A 25092-nucleotide genomic window follows, 5' to 3' on the forward strand; every position below is an offset into this window, starting at 1 on the left:
CGAAACTATTCGCTATCGCTGCTGGATGTTTCGGCCGACTCGACCCGGCGCGGTGCGCGTTCGATCTGCTGGCTATCACCGACCTCTTTCTTGGCACTGATACCCATCTCGGTGAACTTGCGCGCCGAGGGGAGAATGCGAGTGTCGAAGGAGCCTACCGCTTTATTGTAGTGATTCACGCTGCTATCAAGGCTTTTGCCTACCTTGGAGAGGTGATCGGCAAAGGTGGCGAGGCGATCGTACATCTCCTCACCCAGCTTACGAATATTCTCGGCGTTATCTGCCAGTGCCTCCTGACGCCAGCCGTAGGCAACCGCACGCAGCAGCGCGACAAAGCTGGTGGGGGTGGCAAGTATCACCTTGTCGGCCAGTGCATCCTCGAGCAGTTTACGATCGTTATCGAGCGCGGCGGTGAGGAACTGGTCACCAGGGATGAAGAGCACCACGAAATCGGGACTGTTTTTGAACTGCTGCCAGTAGGATTTGGAGGCGAGTTCTTTAACACGTTCACGCACCTTGCGGGTGTGACGGGCCAGTTCACGCTGGCGACTCTCGTCATCGGTCGCCTCAACGGCGCTGAGATAGGCGTCGAGTGGGGTCTTGGCATCGACGATGATCTCGCGCCCGTCGGGCATGCGTACGATCATGTCGGGACGTAGCGCACCCTCTTCGGTCTGCACCTGCTCCTGCTCGTAGAAATCGCAGTGCTCGACCATGCCAGCCAGCTCGGCGAGGCGCTTGAGTGTCATCTCACCCCACTGACCACGCACCTCGGGACGGCGTAGCGCCTGCACCAGATTGCGTGTCTCACCCTGCAGTAGGCGTTGCGCCTCGGCCATCGTCTCAAGGTGTTTGCTCAGTGAGCCGTAGGCGCTCTGGCGCTCGCTCTCCATCTTCTGGATCTGGCTCTCGGTCTTCTGCAGCGCCTCTCGGATCGGTTTGACCAGATTCTCAACCGCTTTTTCGCGTTGTGAGAGTTCCCCCTGTGCCTGGGTCTGGAACTGCTTCAGGTTCTCCTGCGCCAGCTTCAGGAACTCGGAACTGTTGTGTTTCAGTGCCTCGCTCGCCATCGCACCGAAGGTGTCGCTGAGCTGGCCACGCGCCTCCGCCTGCGCCTTCTCCAGTGCGGCGATCTTGTCGGCTGCGCTACGCTGTTCGTGTGCCAGCTCGCTACTGAGCTTGATCTTCGCCTCACGCAGGGTGGTGACCTCGCGTTGCGCACGCAGGTGGCCGATCAGCAGACCGAGGCCGAGGGCGAGCAGGGCGGTGATAATTACGACGGTGAGTTGTGTGGCATCCATGGGCTGGAATCATACCATTGCGGGCGATGTGAATAGCCCCCCGACGTGTCGGTGTAACGCAACTTTCATTTTTACCGCCAAGTTGCGTATAAATACGCCATTCTATTCATTCCAACCGAACAGTTTCGCAGCGCCTTCGCTGTAATTGGAGAGAGCAATGACCATCCGAATCGGCATCATCACCGCGTCCGACCGCGCCAGCGCCGGTGTCTACGAAGATATCTCCGGCAAGGCGATTATCGAGACCATGAACGACTACCTCACTTCATCGTTTGAGCCGGTCTACCGGGTGATTCCCGATGAGCAGGCAGAGATCGAGAAGGCGATGATCGAGCTGGCCGATAAAGAGGGGTGTTGTCTGATCGTCACCACCGGCGGCACCGGCCCGGCGCTACGCGATGTCACCCCCGAGGCGACCGAGGCAGTCTGTGAGAAGATGATGCCCGGCTTCGGCGAACTGATGCGCCAGACCAGTCTGCAGTATGTGCCGACGGCGATCCTCTCGCGCCAAACGGCAGGTATCCGTGGGAAGTCGCTGATTATTAACCTCCCCGGCAAACCCAAATCGATTCGCGAGTGTCTCGATGCCGTCTTCCCGGCGGTACCCTACTGCATTGATCTGATTGAAGGCCCGTTCCTCGAGTGCAATGAGGAAGTGATGAAACCGTTTCGACCCAAGGCGAAGTAGTATTCGCCTTTGTCACTGATCAAGTCGACCCGTAACGAGTGGTGCTAGTTTTATAGGGTGGGGAACGGATATTGAGGTGAGACTATGAGAAGAGAGATACGCTACCGCTGACCGCCATGGAGAGCGAAGTGAGGGCGGTTAGTCCCCGATAGTCGACGCCGTCTGCATATTCGTAGTTGAGAGCGTGAGCGAACGACGGAGAAGATGCAGCAGCGGCTTTATGTCGGCGTAGAGTCAGTGAGGGAGTTGTGTAGAGCCGCGAAGAGGTGATTACGCAACGAACGCAGGACGGTCGGGGCGCTCGTAGGCATAAACGGTCGCGTTAAGTATTTGCCGCTTGCTGGGCTTGGATGCCCAAAACATGCTTCCGCAAAAATAGCGACTCCCCGAATCTGTTTGGGTCTTTTTGCCTCTCTATGAACGGAAGTGTGCAGGCAGAGACAGACACAGCAGCAGAGCTGCAGGACCACCGTCAGCTAGTGGAGATGCCAGCCAAGACCCGCGCACTGATGCGCGCCGATATGCAAGATCATCTGGCAGCACTCACCACCATCTTTGCACTACTGGCTGACGATCAGTATGAGAAGGCGGGCGAGGTGGCCGAGCAGCGCATGGGCAAGAGCACGATGGGCAAGCACCGGGAGAGTGGAGTACCACCGGGGCGGTATATGCCGTTGGCGATGCGCGAGTTAGGCTGGGGCATGCATGAGTCGGCGAGTGAGCTGGCCGAAGTCGCCAAACAGGGCGATGTGAATAAGACCTACACTGCGCTGCAAAAACTGACGGCAGGTTGCGTCGGCTGTCACATGGCGTATCGAACACGATAACGGGGTTTGAAGATGGACTTAGATAAGACAAAATATTTTTTCCGCATTGTTCCCTTCAATGCTGAGGGTGAGCAGATTTCAGTGATCGATGTGCTGGAAAATTTCTCGGCGAATGAGCTTGATGCCTGGCTCGGCACGGTCGTGGCGCTGGCTGATGGACAACATACGGTACAGGAGCTGTTTGATCATCTGGGTGGTCACTATGAGGCAGGGCCGCCGGAGTCGTTTGAGACGACGCTTGGTTCGGTCTTCGATCGCCTGTTAGAGGCGGAGGTGATACGACTGGGCGATGAGCAGGTCGAGCTTCCCGAATATCTGGCCGTTCCTTTCAACCTGCAGGAGCGTGAAACGGCTATCGAGTCGATGGTCTCCGACGGTTACATCACCCAGGAACACCTCACCAAGCACTGATTCTAGAGCAGCGCACACCCGAATCAGGGATGTGCGCTGACGATCCCGTTACGACCCCATAAAGAACTCATTGTCGAGAGGACTTGGTTCAGGGTCGCGTGTCGGCTCCTTGGCCTTCGGCTTTGATTTACTCTTCTTCGGTTCAGGCTGCTTCACCTTGGTCCGCTTCTTACCCTTACAGTCGATATCGGCCTTGGTGGCACTCACCTGGCTCATATCGAGTTTACCCTTGGCGTTCAGGCTCAGTTTTAGGATCATCGGTACGGTAGTCACCGGGTCCGCATTGGGCTGGGTGATATGGGTGACGAGGTAGACCGGCTCCTTTTTTAGCTGCTCCTTGGTGATCAGGTACTGGGTGCCGAGACTGCTGATGCCCTTGATGGCGCTGCCAAAGCCGAGACGTGCCCAGATAGGCTCTTCGTAGACAGGCACGCGGAAGGTATCGAGCAGATTGGTACCGCTCTCCTGCCAGCCTCCCTCCTCATGCAGCACATGCTCACCATCGACCCAGCGGTCGTGGGTCCAGCTCACTGTCAGATTCCACTCCTGGTAGACATCGTAGATCCAGTATCCGACCGGACCACCGCGGTGGCCGCGAGGATCCTCGAGGTAGGCGGTCTGGAAGGTGCCGTCCCCAGGCGTATCGAGGATGGTGGTGCTGATCAGCAGCCCCTTGTCGTTGAACTTGCCGCCCACCCGAAGCTTGGTACCGCTCGGTTTGTGGGTGAACTTCTTCTTCAGCTTCTTCGAAACCGGGTCGTCGACGGTGTCGGGTTGTGCCGGCTCATCGCCGCCACCCATCATGCTCGATGGGCCCATGCCGAAGCCGCCACCGCCACCGCCGAGAAGACCGCCCAGGGCACCGCCGAGCATGCCGGTTGCCTTCTCGGTCAGACGTGCACCGCTGCCGACCTCACTGTTAGGGCCGACGCTGATGGCACGATTAGCGGCCGGGTCGGGGCAGATGGGTGGGGAACCGATAGCGATCTTTGGCTTCTTGGGACAGGGAACCTCGATGAACTTCTTCACGTTGTTGCGTTTAACCGCTTCATAGCCCGCCTCGGCCTCGGCGAGCAGCTTGCCGCAACGGTCGAGGTTGGGGTTACGTGCCATGGTGAAGAGCAGGGTGGCATCGCTTGAGGCTGCATCCGAGACCCGCTTCAGACAGGCATCGAGTTCGGTCTGCGCCTGATTGGCGGCCTGATCGCGAGCCTTGGCCGCCTCTTCACGTTTCGGTTTGTTACCCTCGCGCAGCTGATCAAGCTCCCCCTCCAGCTGTTCATGTTTGTCGTTGGCCTTGGCTAGATTGGGCCAATCCTCATCGGCCTGTTTGCGTAGTGCATCAAGCCGATCTTCTATCGGTTTTACCTCGCCCTCGAGTCGTTTCACCTCACGTAGCCATTTTGCGCGGTCGGCATGGAAATCGGCGATCAGGTTGGAGTAGGTCTGGGTGTAGCCGGTGATATTGTTGGCGCGGGAGAAGTCACTCGCCTCCTGCTGGGCACGATCGTAGTACTCCTCGGCCGCCTCCAGTTCCAACTTGGCGCGACGATAGTCGTCAAGTTTGTCGCCATGTTGTTGCTCAAGATTGTTGATCTCCTCATAGGTCGCTTTGAGGCGATCGCGAAGCGTCTGTGCAGCCTTGGCCGCATCCTCAACCTCTTTGTTCTTGGCGTTCTCGGCGTCGTCTAGTTTCTTGATCGCCGCTTCGAGCTGTTTGTTGGCCTCGGCGAGCGCGGCATCGTAGGCGTTCCAACAGGCGCGTCGGCGCTCCAACTGACACTCACTGGCATTAGCCTCAAGCTTCGCCTTCTCAGTGCGGATATTGGCGAGCAACTCATTGGCCTTCTCGATAGAGCGGCGCAGCTGCATGATCGACTCGCTGGCGCCTGCAATGGCAGCGCTGTTGGCAACCAGTTCACCCTCAAGTGTCCTGATGCGGCCCATACGCTCTTCATTCAGCCCCTGTATAATCTCGATGCCCATATCGATCGACTGCTTGAGTTCGCTTCACATAGCCATTGATCGCCTGCGCGGCGATGTCGGCAACCAGCATCTTGTTAAATCCACCCTTGTTGCCCGCCTCGATCGAGTTGACGACATTGGTTACCACACCATCGGCCACACCCTGAGAGACGCTGGGTGGAAACCCCTCGTCCTGAAGCATCTGTTTGATGCCAGATTTGGCCTGTGCAATCGCCTCCTCCTTGAAGGAGTTAGGGTCGAGTGCCGCCATACCCCCCATGCGCACTGATCCCGAAGCGGTCTCATCGCTACCGACCATGGTGTCGACCATCTCTTTTAATACTCGGGTTGGTGATGAGAGGTCTCCGGAGAGGAACTTGGCCGCCTCCCAGGCACCCTTGGAGATACTGCGCAGTACCTTGGCCGTCTGCCACGCCAGCACGGTGCGGTTGAGCTGATCCTGTGTCAGGTTGCCGGATTGGGTCAATGTTTCACGATTGGCGATAGTCAGCTCAAGAATACGCTCCATGCAGGCGCGGGCGGCGTAGGCCTTGTCCTCGGCCTCTTCGAGGGTGTTGAGCAGCCTCTGATACCACTCGCAGTCGGGGCCGTAACACTTCTCATCGCTCGCAATGGAGACCTGTGAACCTGCGGCCTGTAGGTTGGGGCTGAATGAAAGTGTAATCAGTAGTGCGGTGAAGATAGGAATGAGCTTCTGCCGCAGCATGCGAGGCCCCTTGGCTTGTTGTGTTTAGTTCTCAGCAGAATATAGACCAATGATGGCGATTAGAGCAGTGGCAATTTTCCAGCTGTGAGCCGTTGGAGGTATTCCGCTGATGATCGTAGCTGCGAATATTTCAATGTGCGCAGAGGCTGTTTACAAGCTATTTTATAGCTGTCAGTAGTGTCAGTGCCCATTGCTATTGGTTGCTGTAAATCAATGTCCTGTCGTGGAGGTGTTGGTAGCATCAACCGATGCAGTCCTCTTTCCCAGATTGGAACAATCTTGTCGCGTGCTCTACTTTTCGGGGGGCACACAGAGTGTTACCTTTAGAGTTCTACACGAGACATGGTCTGAGGAAAAAATATGGTAGCAAAGTCGACCCTTTATCGAGTTATTCGCTCCGCTGTTGTAGTACCGCTGGCACTCTCATTCTCCACAACACTTTATGCCTACGATAAAGAGACCGTTGAGGATCATGAGATGGAGAAGGCCGTTGCTATTGAGCCAAATATCGAGAACGGTAAACGTATTTTCGAAATCTGTAGTCTCTGTCATAGCGATAATGGTTGGGGCATGGTGCGAGGGTTAAGCCAGAGAAAGCCCAACGGCTACTATCCTCAGCTGGCGGGACAGCACAAAAATGTTCTGATCAAACAGCTTGCCGATATTCGAGTGGGTAATCGTGATAATCCCGTGATGTACCCCTATACGCTTAATAAATATATCGGCGGCCCACAGGATATTGCCGATGTAACCGGTTATATCTCGACCCTTCAAATCAGTCCCAATAATGAGCAGGGACCAGGACGGCACCTGGCGCTGGGTGAACAGATCTATAAAAATGACTGTAAGAAGTGTCATGGTGAGTATGGAGAGGGCAATAATGTTGAGTACTACCCGCGTGTCCAGGGGCAGAACTATAGTTATATGCTGCGCCAGATGCGGTGGATTCGTGATGGAAAACGACGCAATGCCAACGCAAAAATGGTGAAGCAGATCCAGGGTTTTAGCTATCGTGATATGAAAGCGGTCATCGATTACATTTCAAGAATGCCCGCGCTCCCTAAGGTGACCACTGAACAGGTTTCAACGAATTAATAAAGGCTTCCATCATGGTTTTTCAACTAAGAAATCTTTTTGCAGTTGCAGCGTTGGCATTGGCAATCTCATTTGTGCCGCAGCAGGTATCAGCCGCAGGAGACGATGAACTCAACAAACAACTACTCAGCGCGGTGAGTAAGGGAAATCTTGAAACGACGGAGAGGTTACTCAATGAGGGTGCCAATCCAGATGTTACAGGCGATTTTGGTTTTTTCCCTCTGATCTATGCCGCTCAAGATAGTAATCTCAAGATGACCAAGCTGCTGATTGAAAATGGTGCTGAGGCAGACAACAAAACATCCGATGGTTACACGCCGCTAATCGCTGCAGCGGAACACGGCAGCGTACGTATCACGGCACTACTTTTGTCGAGTGGTGCTAATCCACAGACCAAGACACGGAAAGGGAGGATGCCTTCATGTTTGCAGTTCGTGCTGGTTTCGAGGATGTGCTCTCGATGCTGATCGGTTACGGCGCAAGTGTGAATACCGCTGACAAGCATGGTCGAACGGCATTGATGAATGCTATCTCAAACGATCAGTATCACGTGATGCAGATGTTGTTGATGGCGGGTGCTGATCCCAATGTGGAGAGCTCGGACAGCAGTACGCCGTTGATGGTGGCTGCTGAGAAGGCGGAGGTAGGTTTTGCAAAGGCCCTGCTTCAACGCAAGGCGGACGTGAATGCGGCGGATTCGAGCGGTGCGGCACCGCTGCATATCGCTGCAGCCGATGGCAATGTGGATGTTGCCCTGGAGCTGCTGATGAGCGGTGCCGATAAAGAGTTACGCGACAGTGACGGCTGGACGCCATTGATGAGCGCGGCATTTAGTGGAAACGAGAGCATTGTTCATATGCTGCTTGAGCACGGCGCTGATCCTCAAGCGAAGAATAATCGTGGCAAGACAGCGCTCGACCTGGCTAAGATGAAACGCCATAACGCTCTAGTCAAACGGCTTGCAGAGACGACCAAGTAGAGAGTGAGTTGGGTGTTGTTTTCTGTACAACATCTGAAGAGGCTGACCAGAGTCGGAATTGTAAAGTCATTGAGTTATAGCCGATCACCTGCAGGGTTTAGCCTTGTTGGTGATTTGTCCACGATTTTTCAATAGTAGAGCACCCCAGATAAAGGCGAAGATCATCAGAGCTGAGCCGATGCCATCGACCATCACGGCGATGGTGTGATCTTGTTCTATCAGACCGAGGTCGAGCAGGATATTTTCCCAGTCGTGCCAGCCGGGACGATCTGCACCGGTGCCACCACCGAGTAGTGGCATGGTGAGAGAGCGGGCGTCGTTGATGTAGGGGGCGAGGTCCATCATGCTCTGACCCAGCCACCAAAGGCCGATGGTGGCACCAAAGGTGTCACGGTTTTTAATCAGCAGCGCCAGCATCGCGACGAGCGGTACGATCAGTTGCATCAGGCTACCGCCCAGGGTGGTCATGAACTCACCAAAGGGTCTAAACAGCACATGCCCCGCCTCATGAAAAACGAGGTTGATGACGTGCATGAAGGAGCTGTTGAAGCTGTCCCAATGAATGTCCATCAGAATGAAACTCCAGCCCCAGATAAAGAAAATCAGATAGATCAGGACTCGTCCATAAAAGACCATTGAGTCGGTTGCTGGATTAACATAGAGCAGGTAGTCGAAAAGTTCACGACCACGATGGCGTGATTCACTCTCTCGATGTTCGGTGGTGTGGTTGGCGCTTTTAAAACGCTGTTTAAGCCACTTCTCATAGATGATGCCGCAGTTGGCACAGCGATCGCTGTTTGCGGGATCGTTATCGCTACGGGTGTGTCCACACTTGGGGCAGGTTTTGTAGCGGATCGCCATGGTTCTTAACGGTTCAGAACCACGCCACGGCTTCGAGTGGATCGTTAATCATACCGTCGGCACCCCAGCGCTCAGGAGTCTCTTCATTGCCGATATAGCCAAACAGTGCCACCAGGGTCTGCATGCCAGCGTTACGTCCCGCTTCGATGTCGCGCTCGGCATCGCCGATGTAGAGACACGCCTCGGCACCACTACCCGCTTCACTGCAAGCGTGCAGCATCGGTGCCGGGTGGGGTTTGCGTTGATCAAGGGTGTCGCCGCTGATGACTGTTGCAGCTCGCTCATATAGATCGAGCTGTTTAAGCAGTGGGTCTGTCAGCCAGGCGGGTTTGTTGGTCACCACGCCCCAGTTACAGCCGCGCCGTTCTATCGTCTCTAGTAGTGTTTCGATGCCCTCAAAGGGGCGAGTGTGCAACGCGATATTGTCACGATAAGTATCGAGTAGGTATTGACGGTGATTCTCAAAATCAGGGTGTGAGGCATCGATCTCAAATCCCAGCTCAATCAATGCCGCGCCGCCGTGAGAAACAACCGGTCTGATCGTCTCGTAGGGGAGCGGGGCATGGCCAGCGGCCTTGAGTGTTTCGTTGAGGGCGAAAGCGAGATCGGGCGCCGTGTCGAGAAGAGTGCCGTCGAGATCAAACAGCACGGTCTTGATCTGGTTCACTTCAAACCTTCTCGTAACAGGCAAGGTAGTTGACGCTGACATCGCTGCCAAGGCTGTAGCGCTGAGTGAAGGGGTTGTAACTCATACCGCTGATGTTGCGTGCCTCGAGCCCCGCCTCGCGTGCCCAACTATCGAGCTCTGAGGGGCGGATGAACTTGCTGTAGTCGTGGGTTCCCTTTGGCAGCATGTTGAGCAGGTATTCGGCGCCAACAATGGCGAACAGATAGGCCTTCGGGTTGCGGTTAAGGGTGGAGAAGAAGAGTTTTCCACCCGGTTTAACCATGCGCATACAAGCCGCGATGACTGAGCCGGGTTCAGGAACGTGCTCAAGCATCTCCATGCAGGTAACGGCATCAAACTGCTCGAGGTGTGTATCGGCAAATGCCTCAGCAGTGCTCTGGTGGTAGTCGACCTCGACGCCTGATTCGAGTTTGTGCAGCTTGGCAATCTGCAGCGGGGCCTCACCCATGTCGATGCCGGTGACGATAGCGCCACGCTGCGCCATGCTCTCGGCAAGGATGCCACCGCCACAACCGACGTCGATTACTTTTTTGCCGCTCAGACTGACAGCGTTGTCGACATAGTCGAGTCGTAACGGGTTGATATCGTGCAGCGGTTTGAATTCACTGTTGGGATCCCACCAGCGGGAGGCGAGTGCCTCGAATTTGGCGACTTCGCTCGGATCGACGTTGGGCTGTTGGCTGCTGTTCATACAAATACTCTTTATCGGTAGTAGTTACGAGGCATCGTCGGTTGAGCTGATGCGATCGCGCCACGCCAGGGTCTGTTCATGGATAGTCTGTTCATCGAGTGTGGTCAGCTCGCGTGACTTGAGCAGGTGACGACCGGCGACCCAGACATCGCTGACCTGATGGCGACCAGTCGCGTAGACCAGCTGTGATACGGGGTTATAGATCGGCTGGCTCTCAAGGCCGCCCAGATCAACGGCGACGATATCGGCCGCCTTGCCAGCTACCAGTGAGCCGGTCACATCATCAATGCCGAGCGCTTGTGCACCATTGAGCGTTGCCATGCGTAGTGCGGCCGAAGCGGGCAGGGCGCTAGCATCGCCCGACACTGCCTTGGCGAGTAGTGCGGCAGTGCGCATCTCACCGAACATATTCAGATCATTGTTGCTGGCCGCGCCGTCGGTGCCGAGTGCGACGTTGATGCCCGCCTGCATCAGACGGTCGACTGGACAGAAGCCGCTGGCCAGTTTGAGGTTCGATTCAGGGCAGTGGAGTACCTGGCCGCCGTAGCGTTCAACTGTTTCGATCTCATCCTCGCTGAGTTGGGTCATGTGCACGGCGAGCAGGCGTGGTGAGATCAGTCCTAGCTCCTCGAGTCGCTCAATTGGGCGTCGGCCGTCAGCACTGTTCTCTACCTCATGTGCTGTTTCATGCAGGTGCATGTGGATCGGAATATCGAGCTCCTCGGCGTACATCGAGATCTTTTCCAGCGGAGCATCAGAGACGGTGTAGGGGGCGTGGGGGGCAAAGGCGGTGGTGATCAGAGGGTTATCTCGGAAATGATCGTGTACCTCAAGACCCTTGTGCAGATACTCATCGGCATCCTTGGCCCAGACGGTCGGGAAGTCGATGACGATCAGTCCAACCACGGCTCGCATTCCGGCGTGGTCGGCAACACGACCCACCTCATCGGGGAAGAAGTACATGTCGCTGAAACAGGTGGTGCCACCACGTAGCATCTCGGCTATCGCCAATTGGGTCCCTTCGCGAACAAAGGTGGCATCGACCCACTTCGATTCAGCGGGCCAGATATGGTCGTTGAGCCACTCCATCAATGGTAGGTCGTCAGCCAGGCCACGCATCAGTGACATCGCTGCGTGGGTGTGGGTATTGATCAGGCCAGGAATCAGGGCATGGGTGGGGAGATCGTGAGTGGCCTCAGCACGGTAGCGCTCATGAGCTTCGCTGCTGGGGAGGATCTCAACGATATTGCCATCACGAATGGCGATGCTGTGCGCATCGAGTACCTTATCGTCTGGCTCGACTGGAATGATCCAGCCTGCATGGATGAGTGTGTCGAACTGTTCCATTCTATATTGGCTGCCCTGTGAACGAGGTCGAAGTATAGCGCTAACGTCGTTGCAAACTCCAAGTGTCGATGGGCAAAAGAAAAGGCCCGCTAATAGCGGGCCTTATGGTCTAGCAGATAGAGAGTCGTTTATTTAGTAACGATCTCGATCTCAACACGACGGTTCTTGGTGCGACCCTGAGTGGTGTCGTTGCTGGCGACTGGCATGGTCTCGCCGCGGCCACGGGTCTTGATGCGGTTGGCGCTTACACCTTCACCGGCCATGTAGCGTTTGACGGACATGGCGCGACGATCAGAGAGGTCACGGTTATATTCCGCATCACCCATGCTGTCGGTGTGGCCGACTACAGTGGCTGACTTGATGTTACCGGCACCAACCTTAGAAACGACGTTGCTGATCTGCTGCTTACCTGCAGGCTTCAGGTCTGCGCTATTGGTATCAAACAGTGCGTGTGCACCGAGAGTGATCGACTGTACACCGCCACCACAGGACTTGATGTTGGTGTGGAGTTTGTTGATGTTCCAACATTCGCCGTATGCATTTTTGACAACGACGCTGCGTGAGTCGCCAGCATAGCGAGTGTCAGCTGCGGCTGAGGTGGCAACGATTGGGGCAATACAAACGAGGGCGCATAGTGCTAGCTTCTTCATTGTTTAGATCTCCTGATAGTTACTTATTAATTACTTATTAGTCCTGCCTTTGGTCTCATGAGTGTAGGGCTATTGGTTTAGTTATTCCAGTCCCGTTCTATTTGATATATGTGTCACTCAGACCGTCATGTTTTGACAGTGATGTGGTGGTGATATCAGAGAGATGAATGGCAAGATGTGGCAGCTGGATATGGCATAATCTCAGCGCTGATTTTTGCTTCGCAAATCGCAACCCTATTTAACACATATTAACTGCAATCAATATTGGTGATTCATGAGCGCCTTCGACAACATCCGCCCCATTCAGTGGGAGCATGGCAAGCTTCGTTTAATCGATCAGCGGATTTTGCCGCAAAGTGAAACCTGGTTGGAGTATGAGGCATCTGCAGACGTTGCCGATGCAATTACTTCAATGGTGGTGCGTGGTGCACCGGCAATTGGTATCACAGCTGCCTATGGCGTGGTGCTGGCGGCGCAACGACGTTATCGCGAGTCGGCTGACGGATGGCGGAGTGCGATTGAAGACGATCTTAAATATCTTGCCGCCTCTCGCCCCACTGCCGTGAATCTATTCTGGGCGATTGAGCGCATGCGTGGTGTGATCGAGTCGGTCGCTGTGGGGGGTCCGGGGCCCGCACTGCTCGCCGAGGCACAGCATATTCATCAGGAGGATGTCGCGGCCAACCTGCGCATGGGTGAGTTGGGCGCGGCGCTGATCGAGGGCGAGGGCGGCGGTATTCTTACTCACTGTAATGCCGGAGCATTGGCGACTGGCGGATACGGTACTGCGCTGGGTGTGATTCGCAGTGCCTTTGCTGCAGGCAAGACGGCGATGGTCTATGCCGATGAGACCCGGCCCTGGATGCAGGGTGCACGTCTGACCGCCTGGGAGATGGTTCATGACGATATCCCGGTCACACTGCTTGCAGATGGCGCGGCTGCCTATCTAATGAAGCAGGGCAAGGTGCAGTGGGTGGTGGTCGGTTCGGATCGGATTGCCGCCAATGGTGATGTGGCGAATAAGATCGGTACCTATAGTGCAGCACTTGCTGCCCGCTACCATGGGGTGAAGTTTATGGTGGTCGCTCCAACCTCGACGGTCGATATGTCGGTCGCCTCGGGGGGCGAGATACCGATTGAGTCGCGTAGTACCGATGAGATTCTGGGGCTAGCGGGACAGCGAATCGCCGCTGAGAAGGCGCAGGCGTGGAATCCGGTCTTTGACGTTACGCCGGCCGATCTGGTCGATGCGATTGTTACAGAGAAGGGCGTGGTGTTAAATCCGAACACTGAAAAGATGGCGGTAATGATGAAAAGCTGACCTTATCACCATATAAATAACGCTCAGGCCTCTCTTAATCGATTCTAAGCGGCGATTCTCATGCTGCCGTAGGGGGGAGGGGTGTGGTACGATGGGCGGATATTTTCGCCCTTTGGACGCTCAGGTTTGATTTGGGTGCCGACAAGAAGAATGACAGCACTAGCATTATCAGGTTGAAGCACGGATAGATATGGCTGAATTTGCCCGCGAAGTACTCCCCGTTAATCTCGAAGATGAGATGAAACAGTCCTACCTCGATTACGCCATGAGCGTCATCATCGGTAGGGCGCTCCCCGATGTCCGGGATGGACTCAAACCGGTTCACCGTCGTGTGCTCTACGCGATGAGCGTACTGGGCAATGATTGGAACAAGTCCTACAAGAAATCGGCGCGTATCGTCGGTGACGTTATCGGTAAGTACCACCCGCACGGTGATACGGCGGTCTACGACACCATGGTCCGTATGGCCCAGCCCTTTTCGATGCGATACATGCTGGTCGATGGTCAGGGTAACTTCGGTTCGGTTGATGGTGACTCCCCGGCTGCGATGCGATACACCGAGGTGCGCATGGCGCGCATCAGCCATGAGCTGATGGCCGACCTTGATAAAGAGACTGTTGATTTTGTCGCCAACTACGATGAGTCGGAGCATGAGCCGACCGTCTTCCCGACCCGAGTTCCCAATCTGCTGGTTAACGGTTCGGCCGGTATTGCGGTCGGTATGGCGACCAATATTCCGCCGCACAACCTCAATGAGGTGATCAACGCCTGTCTCGCCCTGATCGACAATCCCGATATCGATATCAAGGGGCTGATGGAGCATTTGCCGGGTCCTGATTTCCCAACCGCTGCCTTTATTAATGGTGCAAAGGGAATCCACGAGGCCTATCACACCGGCCGTGGACGTATCCATGTGCGTGCCCGGAGTGAGATTGAGACACTCGATAATGGTCGTCAGCGCATCGTTGTTCATGAACTCCCCTATCAGGTGAACAAGGCGCGACTGCTGGAGAAGATTGCCGAGCTGGTCAAAGAGAAGAAGCTAGAGGGTATCTCCGAGCTGCGTGATGAGTCCGATAAGGATGGCATGCGTATGGTGGTCGAGCTCAAACGCGGTGAGGTGGCCGAGGTGATTCTCAATAACCTCTACCAGCAGACCCAGATGCAAAATGTCTTTGGCATCAATATGGTGGCACTGATTGATGGTCAGCCACGTCTGCTCAACCTGAAACAGATTCTCGAGGCGTTCATTCGCCACCGTCGTGAGGTGGTGACCCGCCGTACCATCTACGATCTGCGTAAGGCGCGTGAACGCGCCCATATCCTCGAAGGTCTTGCCGTAGCGCTAGCCAATATCGACGAGATGATCGAGGTGATCAAGACATCACCCAGCCCCGCTGAGGCGAAAAAGGCGCTGATGGGTCGCAACTGGGAGCCGGGTCTGGTCTCCGAGCTGCTGGAGCGTGTCGAGGGTAACGCCTATCGACCCGATGATCTGGCGATTGAATTTGGAATGGCCGAGGATGGTTACCGTCTCTCCGAGGCACAGACCCAGGCGATCCTCGATCTGCGTCTGCACCGTCTCACCGGGCTGGAGCAGGAGAAGATCATTGCCGAGTATCGTGAGCTGGTTGAGAAGATTGACGACCTGCTCGATATCCTCAGCAGCTCCGAGCGTCTGATGCAGGTGATCCGGGATGAGCTGCTGGAGATTGTCGCCAAGTATGGCGATGAGCGTCGCACCGAGATTCTGACCAGCCACCTCGATCTGACCCTTGAGGATCTGATCAGCGAAGAGGATGTGGTGGTCACCCTCTCGCATGAGGGGTATGCCAAGGCGCAGCCACTCTCTGACTATCGTGCTCAGCGGCGTGGTGGCAGGGGTAAATCGGCTACGGCGATGAAGGAGGAGGATTTCATCGACAAGCTGTTTGTCGCCTCCACCCACGACACGATTCTCTGCTTCTCCTCGCGCGGCAAGGTCTACTGGAAGAAGGTCTACGAGCTGCCACAGGCAGGACGTGCCTCACGCGGCAAGCCGATCGTTAATCTGCTTCCGCTGGAGGAGGGTGAGCGTATTAACGCGATCCTGCCGATCCGTGAGTATGAAGAGGGTAAGTTTATCTTCATGGCCACTGCTAGTGGCACTGTGAAGAAGACTCCACTGGTCGCCTTCTCTCGCCAACGTGCCAACGGCATCATTGCACTCGATCTGCGTGGTGATGATGAGCTGGTCGGTGTGGCGATCACCGATGGTTCACAGGATGTAATGCTCTGCAGCTCGTCGGGCAAGACGATTCGTTTCAGCGAAGAGCAGGTCCGCACCATGGGCCGTACCGCCTGTGGTGTACGCGGCATCAAACTGCAGCCAGGACAGCGAGTAATCTCGTTGATCATTGTAAATGAGAACGGCTACGTCTTGACCGCGACCGTTAACGGCTATGGTAAGCGCACCCTGTTCAACGAGTATCCCACCAAGGGACGTGGTGGACAGGGCGTGATCTCAATCCAGGCGAGCGAGCGTAACGGCGATGTGGTCGGCGCGGTTCAGGTCGAGGATGACGACGAGATGATGCTGATCTCCGATGGCGGCACCTTGGTACGTATCCGCGTCGCTGAGGTCTCAACCATGGGTCGAAATACCCAGGGTGTGCGTCTGATCAACCTCGGAGGTGAGGAGCGTCTGATCGGGATCGAACGTATTGCTGACATCGGTGATGATGAGGATGACGACACCGACGAAGAGAGTGAGAACGATGAAGCGGCAGAGTAGCGCTGCAGTATCACCAACCAAACTAATTCAGAAACAGTAACCCAGAGGTCTACCATGTCACGTGTATTCAATTTCAGCGCCGGTCCGGCGATGGTTCCACAGGCAGTTATCGAACGTGCCCAGCAGGAGATGCTCGACTGGAACGGTAGTGGTATGTCTGTGATGGAGATGAGCCATCGCGGTAAAGAGTACATGTCGATCGCTGCTCAGGCCGAGGCCGATCTGCGTGAAGTGATGGCGATCCCAGAGAACTACAAGGTGCTGTTCCTGCAGGGTGGCGCATCGAGCCAGTTTTCGATGATACCGATGAACCTGCTGCGTGGTGGCAACAAGGCCGACTACATCCTGACCGGCTCCTGGGGCAAGAAGGCGATTGCTGAGGCGAAACGCTACTGTGAGGTGAATGTTGCAGCAGATGCCTCTGCCGAGAGCGGCAAGTTCACCTTCGCACCTGGTCAGTCTGCGCTGAACCTCTCTGCCGATGCCGCCTATGTGCACTACACACCCAACGAGACCATTGAGGGTGTTGAGTTTCCCTATCTGCCAGAGGTAGGTGACAAGCCACTGATTGCCGATATGTCTTCAACCATCCTTTCGCGTCCGATGGATGTCTCCAAGTTCGGTATGATCTACGCCGGAGCGCAAAAGAATATCGGCCCGGCTGGTCTGACGGTTGTTATCGTGCGTGAGGATCTGATCGGTGAGGTGGTCGACGGCACACCGACCATGTTCAACTACGCGACCCACGCCAAGGCCGACTCGATGTACAACACCCCGCCGACCTACAGCTGGTACCTCGCCGGTCTGGTCTTCGACTGGCTCAAGCAGCAGGGCGGTCTGGCGAAGATGGCCGAGACCAACGAGCGCAAGGCGGGCAAGCTCTACGGTGCAATCGACGGCTCCGACTTCTACGCCAATCCAGTTGCGGTTGAGTGTCGCTCCTGGATGAACGTTCCCTTCACTTTGGCCGATGCTGAGCTCGACAGCATTTTCCTCGCCGAGGCGAAGGAGCAGGGTCTGGTCACCCTCAAGGGTCACCGTTCGGTCGGTGGCATGCGTGCCTCGATCTACAACGCGATGCCGGAAGAGGGTGTTGATGCGCTGGTCGCCTTCATGGCCGACTTCGAGAAGCGTAAGGGCTGAGCAACTGCTCGAGTCTTATAGATAATGGTTCTGATCGAACTCGCCATCCTGGCCGTGCTTGTGCTGCTGGTGGTGGTGGCGATCAATAAACGCTGATTTGAAAACAGATAACTACGGGGTTTTAAGATGCATAAGATTTTGACGCTGAACAACATCTCTGCTGCTGGACTGGATCGTCTGCCGCGCGACGGTTATGAGGTCGCTTCCGAGTTCCAGCACCCCGATGCGATTCTGCTGCGCTCTTTCAAGATGCACGATATGGAGATTCCCGAGACACTCAAGGCGGTCGGCCGTGCCGGTGCAGGCGTCAACAACATCCCGCTCGACAAGATGAGCGAGAAGGGTGTCTGCGTCTTCAACGCCCCGGGTGCTAACTCCAATGCGGTTAAAGAGCTGGTCATCGCCGGTATGCTGCTGGCGTGTCGCAACATCGGCCAGGCGTGGGACTTTGCCAAGAACCTTGAGGGTAACGATGGCGAGATCGGCAAGGCGACCGAGGCGGGTAAAAAGAACTACGGTGGTTTTGAACTGCCGGGCCGCACACTAGGTGTGGTCGGCCTTGGTGCGATCGGAGTGCGTATCGCCAATGCTGCCGTTTCGCTCGGCATGAACGTCATCGGCTTCGATCCGGGCATTACCGTCAAGGGTGCCTGGCAGCTCGACGCGGCGGTCAAGCAGGCGGGCAGTGTTGATGAACTGCTCAACAACTCCGACTTCATTACCTTCCACGTGCCGCTGATCGATGCCACCAAGGATCTGATCAATGAGGAGCGTTTGAAGTCGATGAAGGATAACGTGGTGGTGCTGAACTTTGCTCGTGGTGGCATCGTCGATGATGAGGCGATGGTCAAGGCGCTTGATGATGGTAAGGCCTATGCCTATGTCTGCGACTTCCCCACCAATCTGCTGAAGAACCACCCGCGTGTCATTACCCTGCCGCATCTCGGCGCCTCGACACGTGAAGCGGAGGAGAACTGTGCCATCATGGTGGCCGATCAGGTGAAGAACTATCTGGAAAACGGCAACGTGGAGAATTCGGTTAACTTTCCCGAGGTCTCGATGCCGCGTACCGAAGGTGGTTTCCGCCTGGCGGTGGTCAACTCCAACGTACCCAACATGCTGGGTCAGATATCCTCCGATCTAGCTAACGCCGGTCTCAATATCATCGACATGCTCAACAAGTCGCGCGACGATATCGCCTATACCCTGGTCGATGTCGATAAAGAGGTGCCCGAGTCGGTCATCAACGAACTCGCCGCAATTGAGGGCGTGCTTGCGGTTCGAGCAATCGGTTAACGAGAGAGTAATGAGCAGCGAAGAGAAACTGCAGGCGATACGAACGCGTATTGATGCGCTGGATGAAGAGCTCCAGGCGCTGATCAATGAGCGTGCCTCGCTGGCCCAGGAAGTTGCCAGAGTTAAACTGGCCGATGGTGAAGAGGCACTCTTCTATCGTCCCGAGCGTGAGGCGCAGGTGTTGCGTCGGGTGAAGGAGCGTAACCAGGGGCCGTTACCGGCAGAGGAGGTGGCGCGTCTGTTTCGTGAGGTGATGTCGGCCTGTCTGGCGCTCGAGCAGCCGATGCAGATCGCCTTCCTCGGACCCGAGGGGACCTTCTCTCAGGAGGCAGTACTCAAACACTTTGGTCACTCGGCACTTACACTACCAATGGCAGCGATCGACGAGGTGTTTCGTGAGGTCGAGGCGGGCAGTGCCAATTACGGTGTGGTACCGGTTGAGAACTCCACCGAGGGCGCGATCAACCACACCCTCGATCTGCTGCTGAAGACCCCACTAAAGATTTGCGGTGAGGTGGAGCTGCGTATCCATGATCATCTGATGACCCAGGTCGATTCTTTGGCCGAGATCAAGTGTGTCTATTCCCATGCACAGTCGCTGGCGCAGTGTCGCGAGTGGCTCGATGCTCATCTTGCGGGTGTTGAGCGTGTCAGTGTGAGTAGTAATGCAGAGGCGGCACGTCTGGCTCGCGATGAGGCCGGGGCTGCAGCGATTGCAGGATACTCTGCTGCTGAGCTTTACGATCTTAAAATCCTTGAGTCGAATATCGAGGATGATCCTAACAACACTACCCGTTTCTTCATCCTCGGTCGTGACGATGTGCCGGCGAGCGGAAAGGATAAAACGGCGTTGCTGGTCTCTACCAAGAATAAGCCGGGTGCGCTGTCGCAGTTGCTCGAACCACTTGCACGCCACGGTATCTCGATGACACGTATCGAATCGCGTCCCTCACGTAAGGGGGTGTGGGAGTACGTCTTCTTTGTCGAGATCGAAGGCCATCAGGATGAAGAGCAGGTCGCCTCAGCGCTTGGCGCGCTGGAGCGGGAGGCGGCGATGTATAAAATCCTCGGTTCATTCCCCAGGGCGGTACTTTAGGTAACACCCATGACCGACTTCACCCAGTTTGCGACACCCGGTGTGCAGGGGCTCCGCCCCTATCAGCCGGGTAAGCCGATCGAAGAGCTTGAGCGTGAGCTCGGCATCGAAAACATCATCAAACTCGCCTCCAACGAGAATCCACTCGGCCCATCGCCATTGGCGCTGGAGGCGATGCGTTCAGCTGCAGAGGGTGTATGGCTCTATCCTGACGGTAACGGTTTTGAGTTGAAACAGAAGCTCTCGCAGAAACATGGCGTTGAGATGGCACAGATCACACTCGGTAACGGCTCCAGTGATCCTCTGGAGTTCGTGGTGCGGGTGCTAGTGCAGCCGGGCGATGAGGTGCTCTATTCGCAGCACGCCTTTGCCATGTATCCGATCGTAACTCGCGCTGCAGGCGGTGTCGGAATCGAAGCACCCGCCAAAAACTGGGGCTATGATCTCGACGCGCTGGCTGCACGTATTACGGACAGGACTCGGGTGATCTTCATTGCCAACCCCAATAATCCGACCGGAACCTGGCTTGATGGCGTTGAACTGGAGGCGTTTATCAAATCGGTGCCAGAGCGCATTGTGGTGGTGATCGATGAGGCCTACTACGACTATGCCTGCGATCCGGCAACTGGGGCTGAGGGTTACCCTGATGCAGTCAGTTGGTTGGCGAAATACCCTAACTTGATGGTGAGCCGCACCTTTTCAAAGTCCTACGCACTGGCGGGGCTGCGGGTCGGTTATGCGCTCTCATCTCCTGAGCTGGCTGATCTGATGAATCGGGTGCGTCCACCTTTCAATGTAAACAATCTTGCGCTGGTTGCCGCCTCCGCTGCGCTTGATGATAAGGCTCATCTACAGCGCTCCGTGGCGATGAATGCCGAAGGTCTGAAGCAACTGCGTGGTGAGTTTGAGGCGATGGGGCTCGACTACATCCCTTCGGTCGGAAACTTCATCAGTGTTGATGTCGGTCAACCGGGGATGAAGGTTTACGAGGAATTATTGCGAGAAGGTGTTATTGTGCGCCCGGTGGCCAACTATGGTATGCCCAACCACCTGCGGGTAACGGTCGGTAGAGCGGAGGAGAACACACGCTTTATCGAGGGGTTGAAACGTACCCTGGCGAGTACCTGACGGTCTTTTTTTATATGGTTGCCGAACACGCTTCGGCAGTTGGAATGCGATTTTAGCTATTTGAGAGTCTAGCGATGATTATCATCATGAATTCAGAGGTCACCGACGAGCAGATCGGCGGTGTGGTGAATAAGCTGAAAGATTTCGGTCTCGACAGCAATGTCTCGCGCGGAGTTGAGCGTACCGTGATCGGTGCCATCGGCGATGAGACCAAGGTCGATAAGGAGCTGATGCAGTCACTGCCCGGGGTCGAGAATGTGATCCGAGTGATGAAGCCCTACAAGATTGTGGCGCGCTCCTATCACAAGCAGGATACCGTGATCGATATCAACGGCATCAAGCTGGGTGGCAAAGAGATCCAGGTGATTGCCGGACCCTGTTCGGTTGAGACCCAGGATCAGATGGATGCGGCGGCGCAGGGTGTTGTTGATGCCGGCTGTCGCATGATGCGTGGTGGTGCCTTTAAACCGCGCACCTCACCCTACTCGTTCCAGGGTGCCGGTGTGGAAGGTTTAGAGATGTTCCATAATGCCGCCAGCAAACACAAACTGCCGGTTGTGACCGAATTGATGGATGTACGTTCACTCGATGCCTTTGTTGAGCACGAGGTCGATGTGATCCAGATAGGGACTCGTAACATGCAGAACTTCGATCTGCTCAAAGAGGTGGGTCGTATCCATAAACCGGTCATTCTCAAGCGTGGTATGTCAGCTACTATCAGCGAGTGGCTGATGGCGGCGGAGTACATCGCGGCGGGTGGTAACCACAACATCATCTTCTGTGAGCGCGGTGTGCGTAGCTTTGAAACCTACTATCGCAATGTGCTTGATGTCACCGCCATTCCGGTACTGAAAAAAGAGACTCACCTTCCAGTCATCGTTGACCCGAGTCATGCGGGAGGCAAGGCGTGGATGGTGCCGGCCCTGTCACGTGCAGCGGTTGCGGCGGGTGCCGATGGTCTGCTGGTCGAGATGCACCCAACTCCCTGTGAGGCGTGGTGCGATGCCGATCAGGCGTTGACCCCTGAGGAGCTGAAATCGCTGATGGGTGAGCTCAAGGGTATCGCTCAGGTGATTGGTCGCGATATCTGACCCAGGCGCTGATGTGATCGGTAAGCTTGCCATTGTAGGTGTTGGTCTGATCGGTGGTTCACTGGCGCGCGCTGCTAAGCGCGCGGGTATCGTCTCTGAGGTGGTAGGCATCGGTCGTGATGATGCCTCGCTACAGCGTGGTGTCGAGCTGGGTGTGATCGATCGCTTTACCACCGATATCGGCAGCGGCGTTGCCGATGCCGATATGGTGGTTATCGCGGTGCCACTGGCTACCATTTCCAAACTTCTTCCCCAGCTCAAGGCCTCAATGCCAGCCGATGCCGTTCTGACCGATGTCGGCAGTGCCAAGGCGAGTGTGGTTGAGGATGTACGGACCGTGTTTGGCCAGATTCCCGCCAACTTTGTACCGGGTCACCCAATTGCCGGAACTGAGAAGAGCGGGGTAGAGGCCTCCTTTGCCGAGCTGTTCGACAATCGTCGTGTCATCCTTACACCGCTCCCCGAGAGTGCCCCCGAGGCGATTGCCAAGGTTCGCTTGCTTTGGGAGCAGGCGGGTGCCGAAGTGATCGAGATGGGGGTTGAGCACCACGACGAGGTGTTGGCTGCAACCAGTCATCTGCCGCATGTGCTCGCCTATGCGCTGGTTGATGCGCTGGCCAGAGGGGAGCAGGGCGAGGAGATCTTCCGCTACGCAGCAGGCGGTTTTCGCGATTTCTCCCGCATTGCCTCGAGTCATCCGGTGATGTGGCGCGATATCTGTCTCGCCAATCGTGGTGCAATCCTGAAGATGCTCAAACACTTCACCGATGATCTAAATGAGATCGCCGATTCGATTGAAAAGGGTGATGGAGATCATCTTTTGGAGCTATTCTCTCGCGCCAAGGCGGCACGCGATCGCTATTGCGGGTAGAATGGCGCCCGAAATTTCGAACAAACACACATAAAGAATCAATACATCCGGTACGCTCCTTCATGAATAGTAAAAGTGTCACATTTGGTGTCCAGCCAGGCGGTTGTCTGAAAGGACGGCTGCGTGTTGCAGGCGATAAATCGATCTCCCATCGCTCGATCATGATGGGTTCACTGGCTGATGGTACTACCCATGTCACCGGTTTCCTCGAGGGTGAGGATAGCCTTGCCACGCTGCAGGCGTTTCGTGATCTCGGTGTTGAGATTGAGCGCGGTGGTGAAGGTGAGGTGACAATCCAAGGGGTTGGCGTTGATGGTCTCAAGTCGCCCGCAGACGATCTCGATCTGGGTAACTCGGGTACTTCAATGCGACTGCTTTCTGGGCTCTTCTCCGGACAGCTCTTCGACTGCACCCTGATCGGTGATGAGTCGCTCTCCGGGCGACCGATGAAGCGCGTTACGGTGCCGTTAGCGAGCATGGGGGCCAGAATCGATGCCACCGAGGCTGGAACTGCTCCGCTAAAGATTCACGGTAACCAGAAGTTAGCTGGCATCGATTATGAGATGCCGGTAGCCAGTGCACAGGTGAAATCATCACTACTGCTCGCCGGACTCTATGCCGAGGGCAAGACTTGTGTGACCGAGCCAGCACCAACACGCGACCATACCGAGCGTATGTTGACTGCCTTTGGCTATCCTGTCGCGCGCAATGGCAACAAGATCTGTCTTGAGGGTGGAGGGCGCCTCACGGCGACCGATATCGAGGTGCCCGCCGATATCTCCTCGGCGACCTTCTTCATGGTGGGTGCGGCCATTGCCGAGGGCTCCGATGTGCTGCTGGAGCATGTTGGTATCAATCCGACCCGCATTGGTGTGATCAACATCATGAAGCTGATGGGCGCCGATCTGGAGGTGCTCAACGAGCGTGAGGTGGGTGGAGAGCCAGTGGCTGATATCCGTGTCCGTGCCAGTCAACTGAAGGGAATTCGTATCCCAGAGGATCAGGTGCCACTGGCGATCGATGAGTTTCCAGCGCTGTTCGTCGCTGCCGCCTGTGCTGAGGGCGAGACGGTGCTGACCGGGGCTGAAGAGCTACGCGTTAAGGAGAGTGACCGTATTCAGGTCATGGCTGATGGCCTGGTCGAGCTGGGTGTTGATGCCAAAGCGACACCTGACGGTATTGTGATTCAAGGTGGCAAGATCGGTAGTGGGCGTGTGGTGAGTCACGGTGATCACCGTATTGCGATGTCCTTTGCGATGGCGGCACTTCGCGCCGAAGGCCCGATCGAGATCGAGGATTGTGCCAACGTAAACACCTCCTTCCCCGGTTTTGTTGAGTTGGCTGCCGGTGCGGGATTGGGAATTAAAACAATTTAACGTCAGGAAGACGTAGAGTGCCGCGTGGGTTATGCGGTCTATTCAATAAAGTGAGAGTTAACTGAGATGCAACAGCAGGTAGTAAAGGTAATTACGATCGATGGCCCCAGCGGTTCGGGCAAAGGGACGATTAGTCAGCTGGTCGCTGAGCGGCTGGGCTACCACTTTCTCGACAGTGGCGCACTCTACCGCCTGCTAGCGTTGGCAGCTGATCGTCATGCGATCTCGTTCGATAACGAAGCGGCGTTGGTAACACTGGCTGAGCATCTTGATGTGCAGTTCAAACAGGATGCCAGCGGTATCGCACAGATCATTCTCGAGAGCGAGGAGGTAACCGATGCGATTCGCAACGAGGAGGTCGCCGGTGGTGCTTCGAAAGTGGCGGCCCTACCTGCGGTTCGCAGCGCCCTGCTTGCCCGACAGCGCGCCTTCGCAGAGCGCCCCGGCCTGGTTGCCGATGGTCGTGACATGGGGACGGTGGTCTTCCCTGCAGCCCCGGTCAAGGTGTTCCTCACTGCCAGTGCCGAGGAGCGTGCGCAAAGACGCTATAACCAGTTGAAAGAGAAAGGAAACGATGTTAGTCTCGCCAGTCTTCTGAACGAGATAACTACACGTGACGAGCGTGATTCCTCTCGATCAGTAGCACCTCTGAAACCTGCGGATGACGCGGTGGTGATCGATACTACGGGTATCGGCATTGATGAGGTGACCGACCGGGTGTTAAGTCTGGTCAATGAACGTCTCGCGAGTTGAGACTATATTTGCAG

25 protein-coding genes are annotated in these 25092 nt (G+C 55.9%); 16 read left to right on the forward strand and 9 right to left on the reverse strand.

The window, feature by feature from the left end:
• Positions 1-5: 5 nt before the first annotated feature.
• Positions 6-1301: a DNA recombination protein RmuC gene (locus HUE57_RS10350; RefSeq protein ID WP_078483389.1), complete on the reverse strand. Its 1296-nt coding sequence runs from the start codon at positions 1299-1301 to the stop codon at positions 6-8.
• A 157-nt stretch (positions 1302-1458) separates the two neighbouring features.
• On the opposite strand from HUE57_RS10350, the gene mog reads away from it, so the two are divergent.
• On the forward strand, positions 1459-1989 hold the full coding sequence (gene mog, locus HUE57_RS10355; RefSeq protein ID WP_078483390.1) for a molybdopterin adenylyltransferase: 531 nt from the start codon (positions 1459-1461) through the stop codon (positions 1987-1989).
• A gap of 218 nt (positions 1990-2207) precedes the next feature.
• On the opposite strand, the gene HUE57_RS10360 is transcribed toward mog, so the two are convergent.
• Complete coding sequence (locus HUE57_RS10360; protein WP_174673130.1) at positions 2208-2459, reverse strand: hypothetical protein; 252 nt, start codon at positions 2457-2459, stop codon at positions 2208-2210.
• A 15-nt stretch (positions 2460-2474) separates the two neighbouring features.
• Here HUE57_RS10360 and HUE57_RS10365 point away from each other — a divergent pair, with 15 nt between their 5' ends.
• Both HUE57_RS10365 and HUE57_RS10370 read left to right on the forward strand, forming a co-directional pair.
• Entirely contained in the window at positions 2475-2816 is a 342-nt protein-coding gene (locus tag HUE57_RS10365; RefSeq protein ID WP_174673131.1) for a cytochrome c, read from the forward strand.
• A gap of 12 nt (positions 2817-2828) precedes the next feature.
• Positions 2829-3227 carry a hypothetical protein gene (locus tag HUE57_RS10370; protein WP_078483392.1) on the forward strand — a complete coding sequence of 133 codons (399 nt, stop codon included), beginning with the start codon at positions 2829-2831 and terminating at the stop codon, positions 3225-3227.
• A gap of 48 nt (positions 3228-3275) precedes the next feature.
• Here the strand turns inward: HUE57_RS10370 and HUE57_RS10375 are convergent, their stop codons facing one another.
• Positions 3276-5213 carry a hypothetical protein gene (locus HUE57_RS10375; protein ID WP_078483393.1) on the reverse strand — a complete coding sequence of 646 codons (1938 nt, stop codon included), beginning with the start codon at positions 5211-5213 and terminating at the stop codon, positions 3276-3278.
• Complete coding sequence (locus HUE57_RS10380; protein ID WP_174673132.1) at positions 5182-5919, reverse strand: hypothetical protein; 738 nt, start codon at positions 5917-5919, stop codon at positions 5182-5184. Before HUE57_RS10380 ends, HUE57_RS10375 begins: the two co-directional genes overlap by 32 nt.
• Positions 5920-6279: 360 nt before the next feature.
• Here HUE57_RS10380 and HUE57_RS10385 point away from each other — a divergent pair, with 360 nt between their 5' ends.
• The 3 genes from HUE57_RS10385 to HUE57_RS10395 are packed head-to-tail and all read left to right on the forward strand — an operon-like array spanning position 6280 to position 7993.
• The gene (locus tag HUE57_RS10385; RefSeq protein ID WP_236725795.1) at positions 6280-7014 is read left to right on the forward strand and encodes a c-type cytochrome; all 735 of its coding nucleotides are present in this window, start codon (positions 6280-6282) and stop codon (positions 7012-7014) included.
• A 14-nt stretch (positions 7015-7028) separates the two neighbouring features.
• Entirely contained in the window at positions 7029-7481 is a 453-nt protein-coding gene (locus tag HUE57_RS10390) for an ankyrin repeat domain-containing protein (protein ID WP_174673133.1), read from the forward strand.
• On the forward strand, positions 7436-7993 hold the full coding sequence (locus HUE57_RS10395; protein ID WP_174673134.1) for an ankyrin repeat domain-containing protein: 558 nt from the start codon (positions 7436-7438) through the stop codon (positions 7991-7993). The genes HUE57_RS10390 and HUE57_RS10395 overlap by 46 nt, the downstream gene beginning before the upstream one ends.
• A gap of 84 nt (positions 7994-8077) precedes the next feature.
• Here HUE57_RS10395 and HUE57_RS10400 read toward each other — a convergent pair whose 3' ends face one another.
• From HUE57_RS10400 to HUE57_RS10420, 5 genes are all read right to left on the reverse strand, one after another.
• Positions 8078-8854 carry a zinc ribbon domain-containing protein gene (locus tag HUE57_RS10400; RefSeq protein WP_174673135.1) on the reverse strand — a complete coding sequence of 259 codons (777 nt, stop codon included), beginning with the start codon at positions 8852-8854 and terminating at the stop codon, positions 8078-8080.
• A gap of 13 nt (positions 8855-8867) precedes the next feature.
• A complete protein-coding gene (locus HUE57_RS10405; RefSeq protein WP_236725704.1) occupies positions 8868-9521 on the reverse strand; it encodes an HAD family hydrolase in 654 nt (217 codons plus the stop codon).
• A 1-nt stretch (position 9522) separates the two neighbouring features.
• Positions 9523-10233, reverse strand: coding sequence for a bifunctional 2-polyprenyl-6-hydroxyphenol methylase/3-demethylubiquinol 3-O-methyltransferase UbiG (gene ubiG, locus HUE57_RS10410; protein ID WP_078484019.1), 711 nt, complete (start codon positions 10231-10233; stop codon positions 9523-9525).
• Positions 10234-10257: 24 nt separating this feature from the next.
• A complete protein-coding gene (locus HUE57_RS10415; RefSeq protein ID WP_078484020.1) occupies positions 10258-11580 on the reverse strand; it encodes a TRZ/ATZ family hydrolase in 1323 nt (440 codons plus the stop codon).
• 128 nt (positions 11581-11708) lie between these two features.
• Positions 11709-12230, reverse strand: coding sequence for an OmpA family protein (locus HUE57_RS10420; protein WP_078484021.1), 522 nt, complete (start codon positions 12228-12230; stop codon positions 11709-11711).
• A 274-nt stretch (positions 12231-12504) separates the two neighbouring features.
• Here HUE57_RS10420 and mtnA point away from each other — a divergent pair, with 274 nt between their 5' ends.
• The 10 genes from mtnA (at position 12505) to cmk (ending at position 25078) form a co-directional block, all read left to right on the forward strand.
• Positions 12505-13551, forward strand: coding sequence for an S-methyl-5-thioribose-1-phosphate isomerase (gene mtnA, locus HUE57_RS10425; protein WP_078484022.1), 1047 nt, complete (start codon positions 12505-12507; stop codon positions 13549-13551).
• 190 nt (positions 13552-13741) lie between these two features.
• Positions 13742-16324: a DNA gyrase subunit A gene (gene gyrA / locus HUE57_RS10430; protein ID WP_078484023.1), complete on the forward strand. Its 2583-nt coding sequence runs from the start codon at positions 13742-13744 to the stop codon at positions 16322-16324.
• Positions 16325-16378: 54 nt separating this feature from the next.
• The gene (gene serC / locus HUE57_RS10435) at positions 16379-17467 is read left to right on the forward strand and encodes a 3-phosphoserine/phosphohydroxythreonine transaminase (protein WP_078484024.1); all 1089 of its coding nucleotides are present in this window, start codon (positions 16379-16381) and stop codon (positions 17465-17467) included.
• 126 nt (positions 17468-17593) lie between these two features.
• A complete protein-coding gene (locus HUE57_RS10440) occupies positions 17594-18763 on the forward strand; it encodes a phosphoglycerate dehydrogenase (protein ID WP_078484025.1) in 1170 nt (389 codons plus the stop codon).
• Positions 18764-18773: 10 nt separating this feature from the next.
• Positions 18774-19859: a prephenate dehydratase gene (gene pheA, locus HUE57_RS10445; protein ID WP_078484026.1), complete on the forward strand. Its 1086-nt coding sequence runs from the start codon at positions 18774-18776 to the stop codon at positions 19857-19859.
• Between the two features lie 9 nt (positions 19860-19868).
• Positions 19869-20987 (forward strand): histidinol-phosphate transaminase, encoded by a 1119-nt coding sequence (gene hisC, locus HUE57_RS10450; RefSeq protein WP_078484027.1) that lies wholly within the window; start codon positions 19869-19871, stop codon positions 20985-20987.
• A gap of 74 nt (positions 20988-21061) precedes the next feature.
• Positions 21062-22078: a 3-deoxy-7-phosphoheptulonate synthase gene (gene aroF / locus HUE57_RS10455; protein WP_078484028.1), complete on the forward strand. Its 1017-nt coding sequence runs from the start codon at positions 21062-21064 to the stop codon at positions 22076-22078.
• 13 nt (positions 22079-22091) lie between these two features.
• Positions 22092-22949 carry a prephenate dehydrogenase gene (locus HUE57_RS10460; RefSeq protein WP_078484037.1) on the forward strand — a complete coding sequence of 286 codons (858 nt, stop codon included), beginning with the start codon at positions 22092-22094 and terminating at the stop codon, positions 22947-22949.
• 62 nt (positions 22950-23011) lie between these two features.
• Positions 23012-24325 carry a 3-phosphoshikimate 1-carboxyvinyltransferase gene (gene aroA / locus HUE57_RS10465; protein ID WP_078484029.1) on the forward strand — a complete coding sequence of 438 codons (1314 nt, stop codon included), beginning with the start codon at positions 23012-23014 and terminating at the stop codon, positions 24323-24325.
• Between the two features lie 66 nt (positions 24326-24391).
• Positions 24392-25078 carry a (d)CMP kinase gene (gene cmk / locus HUE57_RS10470; protein ID WP_078484030.1) on the forward strand — a complete coding sequence of 229 codons (687 nt, stop codon included), beginning with the start codon at positions 24392-24394 and terminating at the stop codon, positions 25076-25078.
• Positions 25079-25092 lie beyond the last annotated feature (14 nt).

This window comes from Candidatus Reidiella endopervernicosa (assembly GCF_013343005.1).
In the GTDB taxonomy this organism is placed as follows: Bacteria; Pseudomonadota; Gammaproteobacteria.